A 17,870-nucleotide genomic window follows, 5' to 3' on the forward strand; every position below is an offset into this window, starting at 1 on the left:
TCATATATGAAATGCAGGGGGGTATTATGAATAATTTTATGCTTACGGCGTCTATGATGTGCGCTGATTTTGGGAATCTTGAAAGGGAAGTCAGAGCGCTTGAGGCAGCCGGAATAGATTCTTTTCACATTGATATTATGGATGGTCGTTACGTTAATAATTTCGCCATGTCACTTTATGACATGATAGTAATTGCGCGTGTGAGCAATAAGCCTCTCGACGTGCATCTTATGATCGAACATCCAAGGAATAATATAGATCTTTTTCTAAGATATCTCAGAAAAGGAGATACCGTATATATCCATCCGGAGGCTGAGTATCATCCGTCTGCGACAATACAGAAGATAATTGATCACGGAATGCATCCGGGAATAGCAATAAATCCGGGAACAAGTGTTGAATCGGTAAAAGAACAGCTTCGCATAGTTGACAGAGTTCTTGTTATGGCTGTTAATCCCGGTAATGCCAGTCAGATGTTTCTTCCTTTTGTCGGTGAGAAGATTGATGTACTTCTTCATCTTCGTAAAAAGATGGGGTTTGAACTTTACTGGGACGGAGCGTGCGGAGCAGAGAGGATGCTTGAATATGCTCCCAAGAAAATGGATGGCTTTGTTCTTGGAACAACACTTCTGTTTGGGAAAAAAGCTGAATATGCTGATATCATACCGGCAATAAGGAAACTGGATTTTTCATATCTGAAAAAGGAGTCTGTGTAAATTAAATGATCAACAATAATTCCGATGAAATGAATATGGTACCGCTTGAAAATATCAGTTTTCCCGAGGCTTTTTTCAGACCGGAAGTCAGGAACGGTTTTTTATATCTCTACGATGATGAAGCGCTATTGGGCGGGACAGCTTCAGATGTTGGCAGATATTGATAAGTTGTGCAGAGAACATGATATCAAGTGGTTTGCCGAATACGGTACTCTTATCGGAACGGTGCGTCATGGCGGATATATTCCATGGGATGACGATTTTGATATATGCATGCTCAGGGATGATTATGAGCGCTTTTTCGAGATCGCAAGAAAAGAATTACCGAGTGTCTATATAATACTCACGCTTAATGATATAGAGAATGAATATAATAATTTTCTTGGAAGAATAGTAAACAGTCATGCTATTGATTGCAGCAAGGAGCATCTTGATTTGTTCAGTGGCTGTCCGTACACTGTGGGCGTCGATATTTTTCCGATGGACGGTGTATATAATGATGCGGAGAAAGAGAAGGAACGTCAGGAGCGTGTTAGGAGGATCATAACTGCACATGATGCGATTTCTGAAAAAGATTCTCTTGGGGAATACACAAATGAAATCGAGAGCCTTTTAATAGATGTGGAAAAAGAGAATAACGTTCATTTTCACAGAGGAAAAAAGCTCTTGCATGAAATGGAAGTTCTCATAGATAAAATATTTATGGAATGTCCTGTATCCGAAGCGGATAATGTTGCTTTGATGCCGTTTTATCTTAAGTATGGTAATCACATTTTTCCCAAAAAATATTTCCAAAGTTCTATTGATATGAAGTTTGAGAATACTATGCTCAAAGTTTCAGCTTACTATGACAGGATATTATCGAGTAACTACGGAAACTATATGGAAATACACAAAAGCGGCGGTATGCATGAATATCCCATATATATCAGTCAGGAAAATCTGTTGAAGGAAAAGTTGGGACACAATCCCTATAGATATACGCTTGATACCAATGAACTTTTGAATTCTGTCAAAAGGTATATGGGCAGAATGCTTATGCCTGTGCAGGAGAAAGAAAAGATGACGATTGTTTTCCTTCCGTGCAGGGTGAAGTTGTGGAATACTCTTGAGGGGTTGTGGCGCAAGTATAAGTCTGAAGGACACGAGGTGCATGTGCTTCCGATAAATTATTATGATTGTGATTATACGGGAAAGGTCGGGGAGATGCATGATGAGAGAGCTCTTTTTCCTGATTATCTGGGTGCTGAGGATTGCGAGAAGTTTGACTATGCGGGAATTCATCCCGATAAGATTGTGATACAGGTGCCGTATGATGCCTGGAATACAGCGTTTACCGTACATGAATTCTTTTATTCGGGGAATCTTTTAAATGTGACGGATGAGCTTATTTATGTGCCTTGTTATGATATCGACGATCCTGTCGATGACGATGATAAGGCATGTAGGTGTATAGAAATTCTTGCGGAGCAGCCTGCGGTGGTAAATGCGGATAAGGTTCTTCTTAAGTCCGAAAAACAAAGAGAGCTGTATCTAAAGAAATTAATTGGGCTGACAGGAGAAGAAACGAGGGCTTTCTGGGAGCAAAAGATAGAAGTTTCGGATTTTGCTGCTGAGCAGGAATCTGATATAGATACCTTTACGAGCGATGAAGGCGAGTGGAATGAGTTTCTTGGTAAGTATGAAGGACGCAAGGTTGTTGTTTATTACTTTAGTATCAGCACTTTGATGGAGTACGGAGAAAAGGCGGTTGATAAATTTGAACGGGCGCTTCAGATTTTTTCAGAGCATACAGACAGAATGACTGTTTTATTTGTTCCTCAGGATTATCTGACGGCGAATCTTGATATTGTTGATGGAACAGTAAGAAAAAGGTATATCGCTTTTGTTGATAAGGTTAAGGATACGGAAGGATGTATCTATGACGAGGAAAACCGTTCGCTTCAGTTCATTGACAGGTGGAATGGTTACTATGGCGATTCGGGAGTGGTTGCCAGAAAGTGTGTTGATATGAAAATTCCCGTAATGCTCGAAGATGTGAATGTATAAACATAAGCGGGCGTTGAGGAGGTTTGTGTGTTTTCGTTTTCAGTGTGCATGATCGCAAAAAATGAATCGAAGAATATCGGGAAGTGCATTGATTCAATAATGCCTTTGGTAAAGTATTTTGACGGTTCGGAGGTTGTTGTCGTTGATACGGGTTCTTCCGATGATACGGCTGAGATAGCCAAAAGCAAAGGTGCTGTGCTATATAACTTTGAATGGATGGGAAACTTTGCAGAAGCACGAAATTATGCGTGTTCTAAGGCTGTAAATGATTATATTTTATCTGTTGATTGTGATGAATTTCTCGAGGATTATTCTACGGAGCTTGCTGATAAATTTATGAAAACGGTTATGGCAAATCCCGGAAAAATAGGGATGTCCACGATTGCAAGTACGTATGTACAAAATGGTGAAGAACTTAGATCACGCGACAAGATAGGGCGTTTTTACAATAGGAAAGTGTACAGCTTTTTTGGCGACATACATGAGAATCTTCGAACTATAGACAGAGATGATGAAAACGGATATTTCGATTTGCCGCTTTCTTTTGATCATGTCGGATATGACACTCCGGAATTAAGAAAGAGTAAGGCTGAGAGAAATAAAAAGCTTTTGCTTAAGGCACTTAATGATAATCCTGAAGATCCGTATGTTTTGTTCCAGATAGGAAAATGCTGCATTGCAATGGAGGACTATAAAGAGGGAACAGACTATTACGAACAGGTTATGGAACAGACGATAAATCCAGAGCTTTCCTATATTCAAGACATGATGGTTTCATACGGATATGGGTTAATGGCGCAGAAAAGATTTCCGGATGCACTGTGTCTTGAAGGGGTTACGGATCTTTTTGAAGGCAACGCGGATTATATGTTTATGATGGGACTTATCTATATGAATAATGCTCTTTTCGACGATGCGACAGCAGCTTTTTTGAAAGCGACAAAAGCAAAGATTTATTCGGTAGAGGGTGTTAACAGTTTTAAAGCATATTATAATATTGGAGTTATAGAGGAAGTCAGAGGAAATATTTTAAAGGCAAAAGATTTTTATAAAAAGTGCGCCGGATATAGGCCTGCAAACGACAGGCTAAAGGCACTTGGTTAGAATGGACTACAAAAAAATTTCAAAAAGTAGTATATTACTGAGTATCAATTTGGTGGCACTATGTAACCCAACGGGAAGGAAAGAGAGATTAGATGAAAGTTGTAATTTTAGCGGGAGGTTTCGGAACAAGAATCAGTGAAGAGAGCCATCTTCGCCCAAAGCCAATGATCGAGATCGGGGGTAAGCCGATCCTTTGGCACATCATGAAAGAATATTCACATTACGGATTTAATGAGTTTATTATATGCGCGGGATACAAGCAGGAAGTTATAAAAGAGTATTTCGCAAATTACTATCTCCACAACTGCGATGTGACTTTCGATTTTGCAAACGAGAATAAGACAACGTTCCACTCACAGAAGGCGGAGCCCTGGAAAGTAACCGTTGTCGACACAGGATACAGCACCATGACGGGTGGACGTATCAAGAGGATAAGAGAGCATGTCGGAAACGAGGCGTTCTTCATGACCTACGGTGACGGCGTGTGTGACATAGACATGACAAAGCTCCTTGAGTTCCACAAGGAAAACGGCAAACTTGCGACCGTGACTGCGATTCTTGCAGGACAGCGCTTTGGTGTGTTTGACATTGATAAAGGTGATGGTTCTACCATTAAAGATTTCAGAGAAAAAGCAAGCATGGACGGCGCCAGAATTAATGGCGGTTACATGGTTCTTGAGCCCGGAGTTTTTGATTATATCGAGGGCGATGCGACATTCTTTGAAAAAGAACCTATGCACAACCTCGTAAAAGACGGCGAGATGGTCGCATACAAGTATGACGGCTTCTGGAAGTGCATGGATACAGCAAGAGAAAGAGATGAACTTACGGAACTTGTTGAAACAGGTAGAGCACCTTGGATAAGGTGGTAAATATGAGAGTTTCTGATTATATAGCAGAATTTTTGGTAAAAAAGGGCGTCACCGACTGTTTCACTGTAGTAGGCGGTGGCGCTATGTATTTGAATAATTCTTTTGGCCATACCACAGGAATGACATGCACGCACTTCCATCATGAGCAGGGCGCGGCCATAGCTGCTGAGAGCTACTCAAGATATGACGGAAGAGTTGCGGCTCTTTGCGTGACTTCGGGCCCCGGCGGAACCAACGCGATAACGGGAGTGCTCGGAGGCTGGCTTGATTCGCTTCCTATGTTCGTAGTGAGCGGGCAGGTTCGTTATGACACAACAGTCAGATATGAGCATAAGCTCATGGGAAAAGAGTATGATCGCAAGGGACTTCGTTCTCTCGGAGATCAGGAGTACGATATAACCCGCATGACTGAGCACATGTGCAAGTACGCAGTTATGCTTGAAGATCCCGCAGACATAAGATATCACATGGAAAAAGCTTGGCATCTTATGAACGTCGGAAGACCGGGACCTGTGTGGATCGATGTTCCCGTTAATTTCCAGGGCGCTGAGATCGATCCCGATTCGCTCAGAGGCTACAGCGAGGAAGAAGCAGCTTCTTATGAAAAAGAGACTCCGGAAGTTTCTGATGAAACAATAAACGAAGTAATAGAGATGGTCAAAAAAGCTGAGCGTCCCGTCATCTATGCAGGCGGCGGAGTGCGTATTTCAGGTGGTTTTGACGCGTTCAGAAAAGTTGTGGATAAACTCGGAGTTCCCGTTTGTACATACTGGAATTCAATCGATGTTATAGAAACAGACAATCCGCTTTACTGCGGCCGCGGCGGTAATATGGGTGACAGACCGGGGAACTTTGCGATACAGAATGCGGATCTTGTCATCGTCATAGGCAGCAGGCTTTCAATCAGACAGGTAGGCTATACATGGGGAACATGGGCAAGAGCTGCCAAGGTCGTAATGGTCGACATTGAACCTGCCGAGATGGAGAAACACACTGTTCATGTTGATATGAAGATTCACGCTGACGCAAAAGAGTTTCTTGAAAAGCTCTATGCGGCAGCAGATAAGTGTGGCGAGACTTACGTTTCTCCTGCCGATGCATGGAGAAAACAGTGCGTGGCATGGAAAGAAAAATATCCCGTTGTATCGGAAAGTCAGCTCCATACAGGCGATAACAAGGTTAATGTATACGGATTTATCAAAGCTCTTTCTGCGGCACTTCCTAAGGGAAGTCTTACTGCAGTAAGTAACGGCGCGTGCTGCGTAGCGGGCCACCAGAGCTGGGTAGTAAAAGAAGGCACGAGATTTATAATAAACAACGCGGTAGCCAGCATGGGATATGGTCTTCCCGCAGCGATAGGTCTTTGCATCGCGGCAGGAAGAAAAGAAACAATATGTCTTGAGGGCGACGGAAGTATAATGATGAACCTTCAGGAGCTTCAGACTGTTATCACAAACAAGCTCCCTATCAAGGTATTTCTCATAAACAATGATGGCTATCATTCAATCAGACTTACTCAGAACAATCTGTTCAAAGAGTATTCAAAAGTCGGAATCGGCCCCGAGAGCGGAGATCTCGCATTCCCGTCTTTTGAAAAGATTGCGGAAGCGTTCGGTTATCACTACAGCAGAGTGATCACGGGAAATGAGCTTGAAGATGCGATGAAGACGGCGGTAGATGCCAAGAGTCCAGTGTTCGTTGAAGTTTATACCGATACTGAGCAGGTTTGGGCACCCAAGAGCTCGGCGCGAAGAGAGCCGGACGGAAGTCTTTCAAGTCCTCCGCTTGAAGATCTTGCGCCTTTCCTTTCAAGGGAAGAACTTGCCGAGAACATGTATATTTGACGATCGGATGAAAAGTTATTGAATTAAAAAGAGGTATACAAGTGAATTTTTTTAAGAAAAAAGGTAAGAACAGCGTTAGGATAGTTGCGTTTATAATGCTGTTGTTTATGGTTTTGACGACGGTTGGTTCCGGAATATTCGCAGCGCGCGGTATAACGGACGGCGAGGATGCATCCTCATATGATAACTCAGGAATAAGCGATATTTCTGCCGAGGATCTGTCGATTCTTTTTACTGACGGAGCGGGCAACGCGATAACTTTGGACGGTGATGCGCTTGCGTCCGATATTGTAAGTGAAGTGTCGGAGAGCGGTAATTCAGGAGAAGAAGCTTCAAATGCTGCGGGTTCCGATGCAGCGGCAGCAGGTGATAATGAGAAGGCATCTGCGGTTTCTGAAGACGGAACGTATACATCAAAAGATGATGTGGCTCTTTATATCCACACTTACGGCAAACTTCCTTCCAATTTCATCACTAAGAATGAGGCCAAAAAGCTTGGCTGGACAGGCGGAGGGCTCGATGAATTCGCCAAAGGAAAGTGCATAGGCGGAGACAGATTTGGCAACAACGAGGGAAAGCTCCCCGATGGAAAGAAGTACAAAGAATGTGATATAGATACGCTGGGTGCCGATTCAAGAGGAGCAAAGCGTATAGTTTACTCAGACGACGGAAGTGTGTATTATACAGACGATCATTATGAAAACTTTGAGCAGGTGTATTAAACTATGGATAAGGTTTTTTATATTGATTTAGCAGAAGTTGCAACGCCGGAGGGACTACAGGCAGAGCTTGTAAAAGAGCTCCCTCTTCCGGATTATTACGGCCAAAATCTTGACGCGCTCTATGATGTTCTTACGGAGAGCGGCGACGGCTGGAATATTATTTTTTACAATGCCAAATTTGCACAGTACAGGCTCGGAAAATATTTTGATGCGCTTTGCAGGCTTTGCAGGGAAGCGGCGGAAGATGTGCATGACCTGAAGATCAGGTTTTATATGTGATAAAAGTTTTTCAACAGAAGGAGTAAAGAAACTTGAAAACTTTAGCCATTGTTTTATTTGTAATAATGTATGTTCTTATGGTGGTTCTGCCTAAGAAAAGAGCATACGTTGCGCTTTCTACGGCGCTTATTTTTGTGATCACGGGAATTCTTCCGTTTAATCAGGTGTTTTCGGCAATAGACTGGAACGTCCTTATGATGATCTTTGGAACTATGGTAATCGTTGATTACTTCATAGAATCCAAGATGCCCAATTACATTGCGGACAAGATTCTTAATGTTGCGCCGAATGTGTTGTGGGTTACGATATCGATGTCTCTTTTCTCGGGAATCATTTCTGCATTTATCGATAACGTTGCGACGGTTCTTATGGTTGCACCTGTCGGACTTGCTATCTGCAAAAAACTCAAGATCTCGCCGGTTGCGATGATAATCTGTATCGCGGTTTCATCAAACCTTCAGGGAGCTGCGACACTTGTTGGAGATACGACATCCATCATGCTCGCAGGAGCTGCAGGGATGGACTTTAACGATTTCTTCTGGATGGACGGAAAGCTTGGAATTTTCTTTGCTGTTGAGCTCGGAGCGCTTGCTACGGTTCCTATCATGATGGTTCTTTTCAGAAAAGACAAAGAACCCGTAAGCTCAGATGAGAAGACTGTTGTAACCGATTATGTTCCTACGATAATGATGCTTGGGCACGTTGTGCTTCTTGTTATCGCATCCTTTTTCCAGAATAAGCCTGAGATCACAAACGGTGTGATATGCATGGTATGCGGAATCATCAATATCATCTGGGAGATTTTTCTTTCAAAGGGAACAGATAGCATGTGGCATTCGCTCAAAGCAATCGACTACGATACTATGCTCCTTCTTGCAGGTCTGTTCTGCGTTATCAGCGGAATTACCAATGTCGGCATCATTGACGAACTTGCAAATATCATAGCCGATGCGGGAAAAGGAAATGTCTTTATGCTGTACACGGTTATAGTTTTCGGTTCTGTTGCAATCTCGGCGTTTATCGATAACATCCCGTATGTTGCGACCATGCTTCCGGTACTTGGAAGTCTGTCTGCCGTGATGTCGGCAAGTCCGCTTCTTTTGTACTTCGGACTTTTGATCGGTGCAACACTTGGCGGAAACCTTACACCTATCGGTGCTTCCGCCAATATCGCCGGTGTGGGAATGCTTAGAAAAGAAGGTTACGAAGTTTCTTTCGGTGATTTCATGAAGATAGGAGTTCCGTTTACATTAACTGCAGTGTTAGTGGGATATCTTTTCATTTGGTTTGTATATGCGTAAATCTAATATGATAAAAATGTAGTGACCATGAGGGCTTTCGACTATCCAAAGAGTCGGAGCCCTCTTTTTATGCGGTTTAAGAGGAATAGAAAAGTTCAAAAAAAATTTACATATAGTTCTATGAAAACTGCTTGATATATTGAGCCTGTGCGTGCTAGAATGTTAATGCTTTATTTATATAATTAATATGACGATAACAGGATGATCGCATATCTTTGAAAACAAATTTAGGCTATAATTATATTTGGTTGTAGTTTACATAAACTGCAATGAATATGATAAAAGGCGGAAAAGTAATATGAAGAATATAACAGAAAAAATGCTTGAGTTTATTGACGCATCACCTACATGTTTTCACGTGGTCGACAATCTTAGGAAAGAGCTTGACGACAGGGGGTACGTGGAACTGAAGGAATCTGAGGAGTGGGAACTTAAGCCCGGAAAGTTTTTTGTTACAAGAAACGATTCTTCTGTGATTTCTTTCAGGATACCCGATAAGAAGTTCAAAGGTTTTTATGTGATCGCAAGTCACAGTGATTCTCCTTCTTTTAAGATAAAAGAGAATCCTGAGATGGAGGAAGTTTCGGCATATGTAAAATTAAATACCGAGAAGTACGGCGGAATGCTCTGCGCACCTTGGTTTGACAGACCGCTTTCGGTTGCGGGAAGACTTATCGTGCGAGATGGAAAAGGCGGATTTGTATCAAAACTCGTAAATGTGGACAGAGATCTTTTGATGATACCTTCACTTGCTATCCATATGAACAGAGATGCAAACAGCTCAGCCAAGTACAATCCTCAGACCGATTGCATACCGCTTTTTGGAGATTTAAGCTCCAAGGGCAGTTTTTTTTGAAGTGGTTGCAGAGGCTGCAGGGGTGAAAAAAGAAGACATCTTAAGCCATGATCTCTTTTTGTACAACAGGGTGAAACCCACATTTTGGGGCGCAAACAATGAGTACATCGCAAGTTCGAGACTTGACGATCAGGAGTGCGTATATGCCACATTCGAGGGATTTATTACAGCAAAAGAATCTGAGAATGTTGTTTTGCACTGCGTTTTCGACAATGAAGAAGTCGGAAGCGGAACCAAGCAGGGAGCGGATTCGACATTTTTGAAGGATACGCTTATCAGGATAAATGAAGGCCTTGGAAGAACGCAACAGCAGTATTTCACAGCTGTTGCAAACAGTTTCATGATCTCCGCCGACAACGCACATGCCGTACATCCCAATTACAAGGAAAAGGCGGATCCTGTAAACAGACCGCTTATGAACGGCGGAATCGTTATTAAATATAACGCAAATCAAAAATATACGACGGATGCGGTATCCGCAGCCACATTTAAACTTATTTGCGAGAAGGCGAATGTTCCCTATCAGACATTTACCAATCGCTCGGATATTGCCGGAGGTTCAACGCTCGGTAATATCTCAACATCGCAGGTTTCTGTTAACACGGTGGACATAGGACTTGCCCAGCTTGCAATGCATTCGCCCTATGAATCCGCGGGAAGCCGTGACCCCGAGTATCTTGCAGGGGTATCAAAAACATTTTACGAGAGCTGACTACAGCATCAGACGAAAGAGGGATATAGATGGGATTATTTAGTTTGTTGGGGGGAAAAAAAGAGAAGGCGCTCCGGCCCGGACAACTTGATGAAGAAATCAGAATAGCAAGAGAGAGGGAACTTGAGGAAGTAAGAGAAGCTCATGCAGCCCTTGACTGGCCGACAATACCGAAGTTAAATCATGTGAATCTTCCGGGTGTCGAGTGCTGTCTTGCTGAGACTGTATCCGAGGAACGCAAGGATGATATCGGACAGATAATATATGAGGATGACATTTCGATAGATGAACTTAGGGAGCTTAACGATCAGGAGCTTTTGTTTGTTCTTACGACTTTTGATGAGTTTGACAGAGAGGTTCCGATTCCCGACTACGAGAGAAATCGCAGAAAAGTTTACAACGAAATAATCCGCAGGGTCAGAGACGCTGAAATTCTATATGTGATCTATGATAAGTCGACGGGATATCCGTTTATCGATCATGGATACGGTCTTTTGTATTTTGGAAAAGAGATGGCGGAAGAAGCTGCAGAACTTTATAAGAAGCAGTACCGTCAGGTTATGGTAAAAGAGATAGAGGTTGAACCGCAGCAGGAAGAACAAGGTGCGGCAAGAAAAGGATATTTTGATTTCCTTTACTGCATCGGCCTTGAGGATCTGATAATAGACAACGGCGCTTACAGAGTGAAGTTTAAGAGAGACGAGATCTCAGCTGCTCCCGGCGAGTGGAACAGAGTTATAAAAGATGCTCCCGTAAATCCGCAGCTTTGCTTCTCAATGCTCGATATGCTTGAAGAGCGCAGATGGCCCGTAAAATATGAGAAGAGAGATGAGATACTTGCTCTTAAAGAAAAGAGAATGATCGGAAATCTCTTTAACGGAAAATATATAGTTCCCATGCAGTATGAGGGACATGCTGAAAAGACAGAGAGCGGCAGAGTGAGAATGGGAAAAGATACAAAGTTCACATTCTTCATGGTAAAGACTGCCGATGATAAGATCTTTATGCCGGTATTCACCGACGGATTCGAGTTTGGGAAAATGAAGCTCGGACATGAGTGGAATGCCGCAGTATTTTCTTTTAGCGACATTGCAAGATTTATCCGAGATAAGGACGGCGTAGCGATCAATCCTGCGGGACACAGGATTTTCATGCCGAAGGAACAGATAATTGCGATAGACAGCGCCAACAGAGCTTACAGAGAGACAAAGGCACAGCAGAACAGAAGAGCTGATGACGACAACGCTGTAAAGAGGGCTGTGAATGGCGCGATGGCGCATATGGAAAATAATTAAGAAAAATATAATAAAACGTTCCGGGAAATTGTATGCCGGGTGAACGATGAATGATTCAGCGTCTCCTTGGTGTACAATTTATTGTTATGTAGCGAAATAAATAGTCTTGTTTATATACGGATAATGGTCTAAAATGGTACTGTAAGTTATAAACAAATTTTTATGTATAGGAGCTACAGCAATGTTCGATCGTCTAATTGGTGTATATTTGGTTGAGAAAGGCTTGCTCGACAAGAGTCAGCTTGAGAAGGCATATCAGATACAAGAATCCAATTGCGCTAAGCTTGGTGTTATAGCTGTTGCAGAGAAGCTTATGACTATAGCACAGGCTGAACAGGTAAATGCCATGCAGGCATCTATGGATAAGCGTTTTGGTGATATTGCCATCGAGCGTGGGTACTTGACAGATACCCAGGTAAGCCGTCTTGTGGAGTTGCAGGGAAATCCGTATCTCGCATTTATTCAGGCACTTACGGATATGGGAGCTATTTCCATGAGTAAGTTGGCAGAGGTGGAGGAAGAATATCAGAAACTTCACGGTTTCACAGAGTCGGATATGGCAACACTTAAGTCCGGTGATGTTGAAAAGATCGTGCCTATTTTCCTTGAGACTGAAGACCAGATGTACAGAGGAATGTTTTCCATGGGTATTAAGAATATGTACAGACTCGTGGATAGTCATGTATTTGTCGGAAAGGCATATACGACAAAAAATATCAAGGATGAAGTCCTTGGCTATCAGAAATTCCATGGAGATCAGAATGCGTTTGTAGGCATTTCAGGCAAGTTTGAAGATGTGCAGAGAATGGCTAAAGCGTACACTAAGGAAGAATTTATTGAAACAAGAGAAGACGCGCTTGACGCGGTTTGCGAACTTATAAATTGTATCAACGGTTTATATGTAACAGAACAGAGTAAGGAATCAAAGTTCATTGAGCTTGAGCCCCCTGCATTCTCTGTTTCAGAAACAGAAGCTAGCTGTGATGAGATCATGGTAATGCCTGTTTACATCTGTGGTGGTGAGGTTAAATATCTCATTGCAGTATCAAAAGACACAAAAATAACGACCATGTAATAGGTTGGAGGAATATAGAAAATGAAGAACGTTTTAATAGTAGATGATTCCAGAACTTCAAGAAAAGTTTTGAGAGATATATTGGAAAGAGCCGGCTATTCAATTGTAGGTGAAGCTGTTAACGGCCAGGAAGGTTTTGATGAGTACATGAAACTTAAGCCCGACATTGTTACCATGGATATCACTATGCCTGTACTTGACGGTATTGATTCACTCAAGCTTATCAGAGAAGCTGATCCCAATGCAAAGGTTGTTATGATTACAGCTGCAGGACAGAAGCATAAGATGATGGAAGCGGTTAAGCTCGGAGCAGCAGAATTTGTTGCAAAGCCTTTTGTTGAAGAAACTGTTATCGATGCACTTTCACATTGCTGCTAATGGCTGTATGTGATCTGCAAGGCTGATCGTTTAATACAAGACAGAATATGTGCGCTGCTCTTTTATGGGGGCAGCGCATTTTGATTTAATATAAAGGAGGCGCGAAGTGAACAGAAAAGTCCTTATAACCGGTGCATCAAGAGGAATAGGAAAGGCTATTGCGGAAGCTTTCGCTGCAATGGGAGATGAACTTTTTTTGACCTGTAAGCAGAGCGAAAAGCAGTTGGCCGGTTTTGCCGAGTATCTTCGAAATGAGTACGGTATAAAATGCAGCAGTTTCACTTGCGATGCCGCTGATTATGATTCGGTGACGGATCTTTTTGCAAGGAAGATAAAAGACATTGATGTTGTCATAAACAATGCGGGAATAGCGCATATAGGGCTCCTTACCGATATGAGTGTCGCTGATTGGCGAAAGGTAATGAGCACTAATCTTGATTCAGTTTTTTTTACATGCAAATCAGCTGCTGCTGTCATGTTGAGGAAACATTGTGGTAAGATAATAAACATAACTTCAGTGTGGGGTTCCGTCGGAGCATCCTGTGAAGTTGCGTATTCCGCATCTAAGGGCGGCGTGAATGCTTTTACCAAAGCGCTGGCAAAAGAGCTTGCGCCCAGCAACATTCAGGTAAATGCCATTGCGTGCGGAGTCATTGACACCGCGATGAACAGAGAGCATCTGACGGAGGAGGACCTGAGTGCCCTTGAAGATGAGATACCCGCGGGAAGAATGGGCGAAGCTACAGAAGTTGCCAAGCTTGCGGTCATGCTTGCGGACTCGCCCGAATATATGACCGGACAGATAATAACCCTCGATGGAGGATGGATTTAGGGTGGAAAAGATTAATGATTCTATTTTTTGATATTGACGGAACGCTTTGGGACTACAAGAATTACATCCCGGAGAGCACAAAAGAAGGAATAAGGAAGGCAAAGAAGAACGGGCATAAGTGCTTTATAAATACAGGAAGATCAAGATCTTTTGTAAGCAATCAAGAACTATTGGGAATGGGTTTTGACGGTATCGTTTCGGCGTGCGGATGTATGATCGAATACGACGGAAAGACTATTTACAACAGAATTATGGATAAAGATGATGCGATAAGAACTGTGGAAACGGTTCAAAGATATGGATTCAGACCAATCCTTGAAGGCCCGGAATATCTCTATATGGAAAGAAAAGATTTTGAAAATGATATGTACGGCAGAAAAGTTATGGCAGATATGGGAGACAGACTTCGCGGTATCAATGATAATTGGGGAAACTGGCAGATCAACAAATTGTCATGCGCGACGACGGGATGTGATACCAAGAGCTGTTTTGCTGAGCTTGAAGATCTTTATGATTACATGATCCACAACGAGCATGTTGTAGAGATGGTTCCCAAGGGCTTTAATAAGGGTACGGGAATTGAGAAAGTCTGTGAACTCTTATCTGAAGATGTAAAAAACACTTTCGCTTTTGGTGACAGCGTAAATGATATGGAAATGATGCAGACTGCAGGAACGGCTATTGCAATGGGAAGATGCGCTGATGAGATCGCGGATATAGCGGACTTTGTCACAACTCATCTTGAGGATGACGGAATTTGGAATGCGCTTAAAAAGTATGAGCTTGTATAGTCGGTTTAATTGGTTATAAAAATTTTACTTTTAAAATATTCGAAATAGTGATAGGATTAGGTTGTGCACAATCTAATCCTCTTTCTTTTTATGCGGATATAGAGGAGTGCTTTTGAGTTTTATAGTTTAGGAGGAAATACAAATGTTTGATATTATAATAATCGGTTCCGGCCCTGCAGGGCTTTCGGCTGCGGTATATGCAAAGAGAGCCGGACTTAATATGCTTGTTATAGAAAAAAATCCTGTGAGCGGAGGACAGATAATCGACACTTATGAAGTGGACAATTATCTTGGAATTCCCGGTGTTAACGGATTTGATCTTGCAATGAAATTCAGGGAGCATGCCGATAAGTTGGGTGCAGAGTTTGCTGACGGAATAGTTACGGGAATCGAGAAGAGTTCTACGGATGAAAAAGGAAAACCTATATTTAAAGTAAATACAGAGAATGAGAGCTATGAGACGCGCACAGTTCTTATAGCTGCAGGTGCACATCATTCCAAGCTCGGGATTCCCGGAGAAGAGGAATATATCGGAAAGGGAGTTTCATATTGTGCAACTTGCGACGGGGCTTTTTATAAGGGAAAGGTAGCTGCGGTTAATGGTGGCGGAGACGTAGCTGTTGAAGATGCGATATTCCTTGCAAGGTTCTGTGAGAAAGTTTATCTCATTCACAGAAGAGACGAGCTTCGTGCTGCGAAGATCTTGCAGGATGAGCTCTTTGGCCTTCCGAATGTAGAAGTTATCTGGGACAGCGTAGTTCAGGAAATACAGGGAGAGGGCAAAGTTACAAATTTAAGAGTTAAGAATATTAAAGAAAATAAAGTCTCTGACCTTAATGTTGACGGTATTTTTGTGGCAATCGGTATACATCCGTCTACAGAAATCTTTGCAGATATTGTCGAATGTGACGAAAACGGATATGTGATTGCCGGAGAAGATTGTGTAACAAATGTACCCGGAATCTTTGCTGCGGGGGATTGCAGGAAGAAGAGGCTTCGTCAAATTGTTACTTCGGTGGCAGATGGTGCAAATGCCGTAACTGCGGCACAAGATTACCTTATAGTGTAAATAAATGCGTTATATCCTAATAATAACCGGAATACGAATTTTTTGTGAAAAATATATACAAAAAATTTGGTCAAAATTTGTTTGTTGTATATTTTTTTCAGTAATACTCTGGGAATATTGAAATTTTGGTGAACGTGTTGCAAAAGTTGACAAACGGAAGCAAATAGCGTATATTTGTATATGCGTAACAAAAATGTAACAAACCGGAGGTTTCTTTTGAAAAAAACTGCTAAACAGATTATGACCGCTAGTGTTGTAGCTGCAATAACAATTTCCAACATGAATAGTGTTTTAGTACATGCTGCACCTTCAAGGAGAGTAACGAGCGTTTTGCCTCAGGCAGGTTTTACATACGCTCTAGGGGATAATCAAGTATCACTTTCAACTCTTCAGAACAGTATCGACGAAGAAGAGAGTAGTTCAGGTAAAGGATCGAGCAAGAAATCGGGGAAGTCGGGGAATCATGGGGATTCTTCAACTATCAGCAAATCTGTTGCTGATAAGATCGAATTAAGTTCTGCCGTTACCGATGCGACACCAAATGCTTCAAATATTACAGAAAGTCTTCTGCGTGATATTTTGAATGCGACCGGATCCGCAAGCGGAGACGAGTCAGGTAGTGATGAACAATCCCAGGATGATTCAGAAAAACAGAATGTTGACAATTTCGTAGTTGCCAAAGTTGAAGGTTATGTAAACATTCGTGATAACCCGAGTGAAACTAACACTGAAAAAATTGGTAAACTGCCTAATAAAGCCCTTGGTACTCTTTTAGAGGAAAAAGACGGCTGGTATAAGATTAAATCAGGCGATGTAACAGGTTGGGTTAAGGCTCAGTACTGTATCGTTGGCCAGGAAGCTGCCGAGTATGCAGAAGATGTTGCTACCCAGATGGGTACTGTTAATACACAGGAAGGTGTTCTTAAGACCAGAAAAGAACCCGGCACAGATGCTGACGTAATGGGTTATGTTGCTCCTGATGAACAGGTTATTATTCTTGCTGAAGAAGAAGACAGCTCAGGCCAGAAATGGTATAAGATAAGTATGGAGGAAGGTGACGTATACATTTGTGCTGAATACGTTAAACCTTGGCTCGATTATAAAGTGGCTGAATCTAATGACGCTGAGAAGAAACGTCTCGCAGAAGAAAAAGCTAAGACTGATGCCAATAAGAAAGCTGCTAGTAAGAATACATCCGATAAGGCTGTAGGTAAGGACTATAAGTCAGCTGCTTCTTATACAACAGAGACAAGCTCAATCGGATCTGCGGTTGCAGAGTTCGCTAAACAGTTCGTTGGTAACCCGTATGTTTACGGCGGAACAAGTTTGACAAACGGTGCTGACTGCTCAGGATTCGTAATGAGTGTATATCAGAACTTCGGTGTAAGTCTTCCTCACAGTTCATCTGCTGATAGAACACAGGGAGCTGCAGTCGATGGACTTGCAAATGCACAGCCCGGTGATATCGTATGCTACTCAGGTCACGTTGCTATCTATATTGGTGGCGGACAGATTGTACATGCTTCAACAGCTAAGACAGGTATTAAGATTTCTAACGCTGATTACCGTAAGGTACTCGCAGTAAGAAGAATCTTGTAATTGAATATTGAATTAGACTTTAGCAAGGAGCTGATTATTCAGCTCCTTGTTCATGTTTTCAATAAAGTGCACATAATAACAAAAGTCAATAACAAAAAGATTATTTTTTGAGAACAAAAGATTAATAAGTTATCCACAGGATGTGAGAAAAATTGTCTAAAAAATGGACTTATACACGAAGTTATCCACATTATCCACGAAAATATGAAGGATTAATTGATTTTTCCACGTTAAAAATCATGAAATAATTTTGTGCATCATTCACAAAAAAAGCGAAAATTTCAAAAGAGGTGGGTCAATTTTCGCTTATAAAATGTACTTATCGGGCTCAAAATGGTATACTGTACATATATAAATAACGGCCAAGGTGCAGTGA

General features: G+C 42.1%; 16 protein-coding genes and 1 pseudogene. All 17 read left to right on the forward strand.

Features of this window, described 5'->3' with window-relative positions; translation table 11 throughout:
- Nucleotides 1-26 precede the first annotated feature (26 nt).
- The 17 genes and pseudogenes from CD00_RS0115215 (at nt 27) to CD00_RS0115300 (ending at nt 17,494) form a co-directional block, all read left to right on the forward strand.
- Nucleotides 27-716 carry a ribulose-phosphate 3-epimerase gene (locus CD00_RS0115215; protein ID WP_027209329.1) on the forward strand — a complete coding sequence of 230 codons (690 nt, stop codon included), beginning with the start codon at nt 27-29 and terminating at the stop codon, nt 714-716.
- Between the two features lie 5 nt (nt 717-721).
- Complete coding sequence (locus tag CD00_RS20255) at nt 722-880, forward strand: hypothetical protein (protein WP_185750474.1); 159 nt, start codon at nt 722-724, stop codon at nt 878-880.
- Nucleotides 831-2,765, forward strand: a complete 1,935-nt coding sequence (locus CD00_RS0115225) for a LicD family protein (RefSeq protein WP_081811942.1) — start codon at nt 831-833, stop codon at nt 2,763-2,765. The genes CD00_RS20255 and CD00_RS0115225 overlap by 50 nt, the downstream gene beginning before the upstream one ends.
- A gap of 27 nt (nt 2,766-2,792) precedes the next feature.
- On the forward strand, nt 2,793-3,869 hold the full coding sequence (locus CD00_RS0115230; protein WP_185750475.1) for a glycosyltransferase: 1,077 nt from the start codon (nt 2,793-2,795) through the stop codon (nt 3,867-3,869).
- A gap of 92 nt (nt 3,870-3,961) precedes the next feature.
- Nucleotides 3,962-4,741 (forward strand): glucose-1-phosphate cytidylyltransferase, encoded by a 780-nt coding sequence (gene rfbF, locus CD00_RS0115235; RefSeq protein WP_026656752.1) that lies wholly within the window; start codon nt 3,962-3,964, stop codon nt 4,739-4,741.
- A 2-nt stretch (nt 4,742-4,743) separates the two neighbouring features.
- Nucleotides 4,744-6,585, forward strand: a complete 1,842-nt coding sequence (locus CD00_RS0115240; protein ID WP_026656753.1) for a thiamine pyrophosphate-binding protein — start codon at nt 4,744-4,746, stop codon at nt 6,583-6,585.
- Nucleotides 6,586-6,626: 41 nt separating this feature from the next.
- Nucleotides 6,627-7,307: a ribonuclease domain-containing protein gene (locus tag CD00_RS0115245; RefSeq protein ID WP_242827231.1), complete on the forward strand. Its 681-nt coding sequence runs from the start codon at nt 6,627-6,629 to the stop codon at nt 7,305-7,307.
- Nucleotides 7,308-7,310: 3 nt separating this feature from the next.
- Complete coding sequence (locus CD00_RS18710) at nt 7,311-7,586, forward strand: barstar family protein (protein WP_034462162.1); 276 nt, start codon at nt 7,311-7,313, stop codon at nt 7,584-7,586.
- A 32-nt stretch (nt 7,587-7,618) separates the two neighbouring features.
- Nucleotides 7,619-8,887: an SLC13 family permease gene (locus CD00_RS0115260; RefSeq protein WP_026656755.1), complete on the forward strand. Its 1,269-nt coding sequence runs from the start codon at nt 7,619-7,621 to the stop codon at nt 8,885-8,887.
- 298 nt (nt 8,888-9,185) lie between these two features.
- Nucleotides 9,186-10,455 (forward strand): annotated as a pseudogene (locus CD00_RS21430) (M18 family aminopeptidase).
- 29 nt (nt 10,456-10,484) lie between these two features.
- Nucleotides 10,485-11,750, forward strand: a complete 1,266-nt coding sequence (locus tag CD00_RS0115270; RefSeq protein WP_026656756.1) for an SseB family protein — start codon at nt 10,485-10,487, stop codon at nt 11,748-11,750.
- 181 nt (nt 11,751-11,931) lie between these two features.
- Nucleotides 11,932-12,825: a chemotaxis protein CheX gene (locus CD00_RS0115275; protein ID WP_026656757.1), complete on the forward strand. Its 894-nt coding sequence runs from the start codon at nt 11,932-11,934 to the stop codon at nt 12,823-12,825.
- Between the two features lie 21 nt (nt 12,826-12,846).
- The gene (locus CD00_RS0115280; protein ID WP_026656758.1) at nt 12,847-13,203 is read left to right on the forward strand and encodes a response regulator; all 357 of its coding nucleotides are present in this window, start codon (nt 12,847-12,849) and stop codon (nt 13,201-13,203) included.
- A 106-nt stretch (nt 13,204-13,309) separates the two neighbouring features.
- A complete protein-coding gene (gene ymfI, locus CD00_RS0115285) occupies nt 13,310-14,035 on the forward strand; it encodes an elongation factor P 5-aminopentanone reductase (RefSeq protein ID WP_026656760.1) in 726 nt (241 codons plus the stop codon).
- A gap of 14 nt (nt 14,036-14,049) precedes the next feature.
- A complete protein-coding gene (locus tag CD00_RS0115290) occupies nt 14,050-14,826 on the forward strand; it encodes a Cof-type HAD-IIB family hydrolase (protein ID WP_034462164.1) in 777 nt (258 codons plus the stop codon).
- 142 nt (nt 14,827-14,968) lie between these two features.
- A complete protein-coding gene (trxB, locus tag CD00_RS0115295) occupies nt 14,969-15,895 on the forward strand; it encodes a thioredoxin-disulfide reductase (protein ID WP_026656762.1) in 927 nt (308 codons plus the stop codon).
- Between the two features lie 216 nt (nt 15,896-16,111).
- Nucleotides 16,112-17,494 (forward strand): C40 family peptidase, encoded by a 1,383-nt coding sequence (locus tag CD00_RS0115300; RefSeq protein ID WP_026656763.1) that lies wholly within the window; start codon nt 16,112-16,114, stop codon nt 17,492-17,494.
- Nucleotides 17,495-17,870 lie beyond the last annotated feature (376 nt).

The organism is Butyrivibrio sp. AE3003, from assembly GCF_000686065.1.
GTDB classification, from domain to species: Bacteria; Bacillota; Clostridia; order Lachnospirales; family Lachnospiraceae; genus Butyrivibrio; species Butyrivibrio hungatei_A.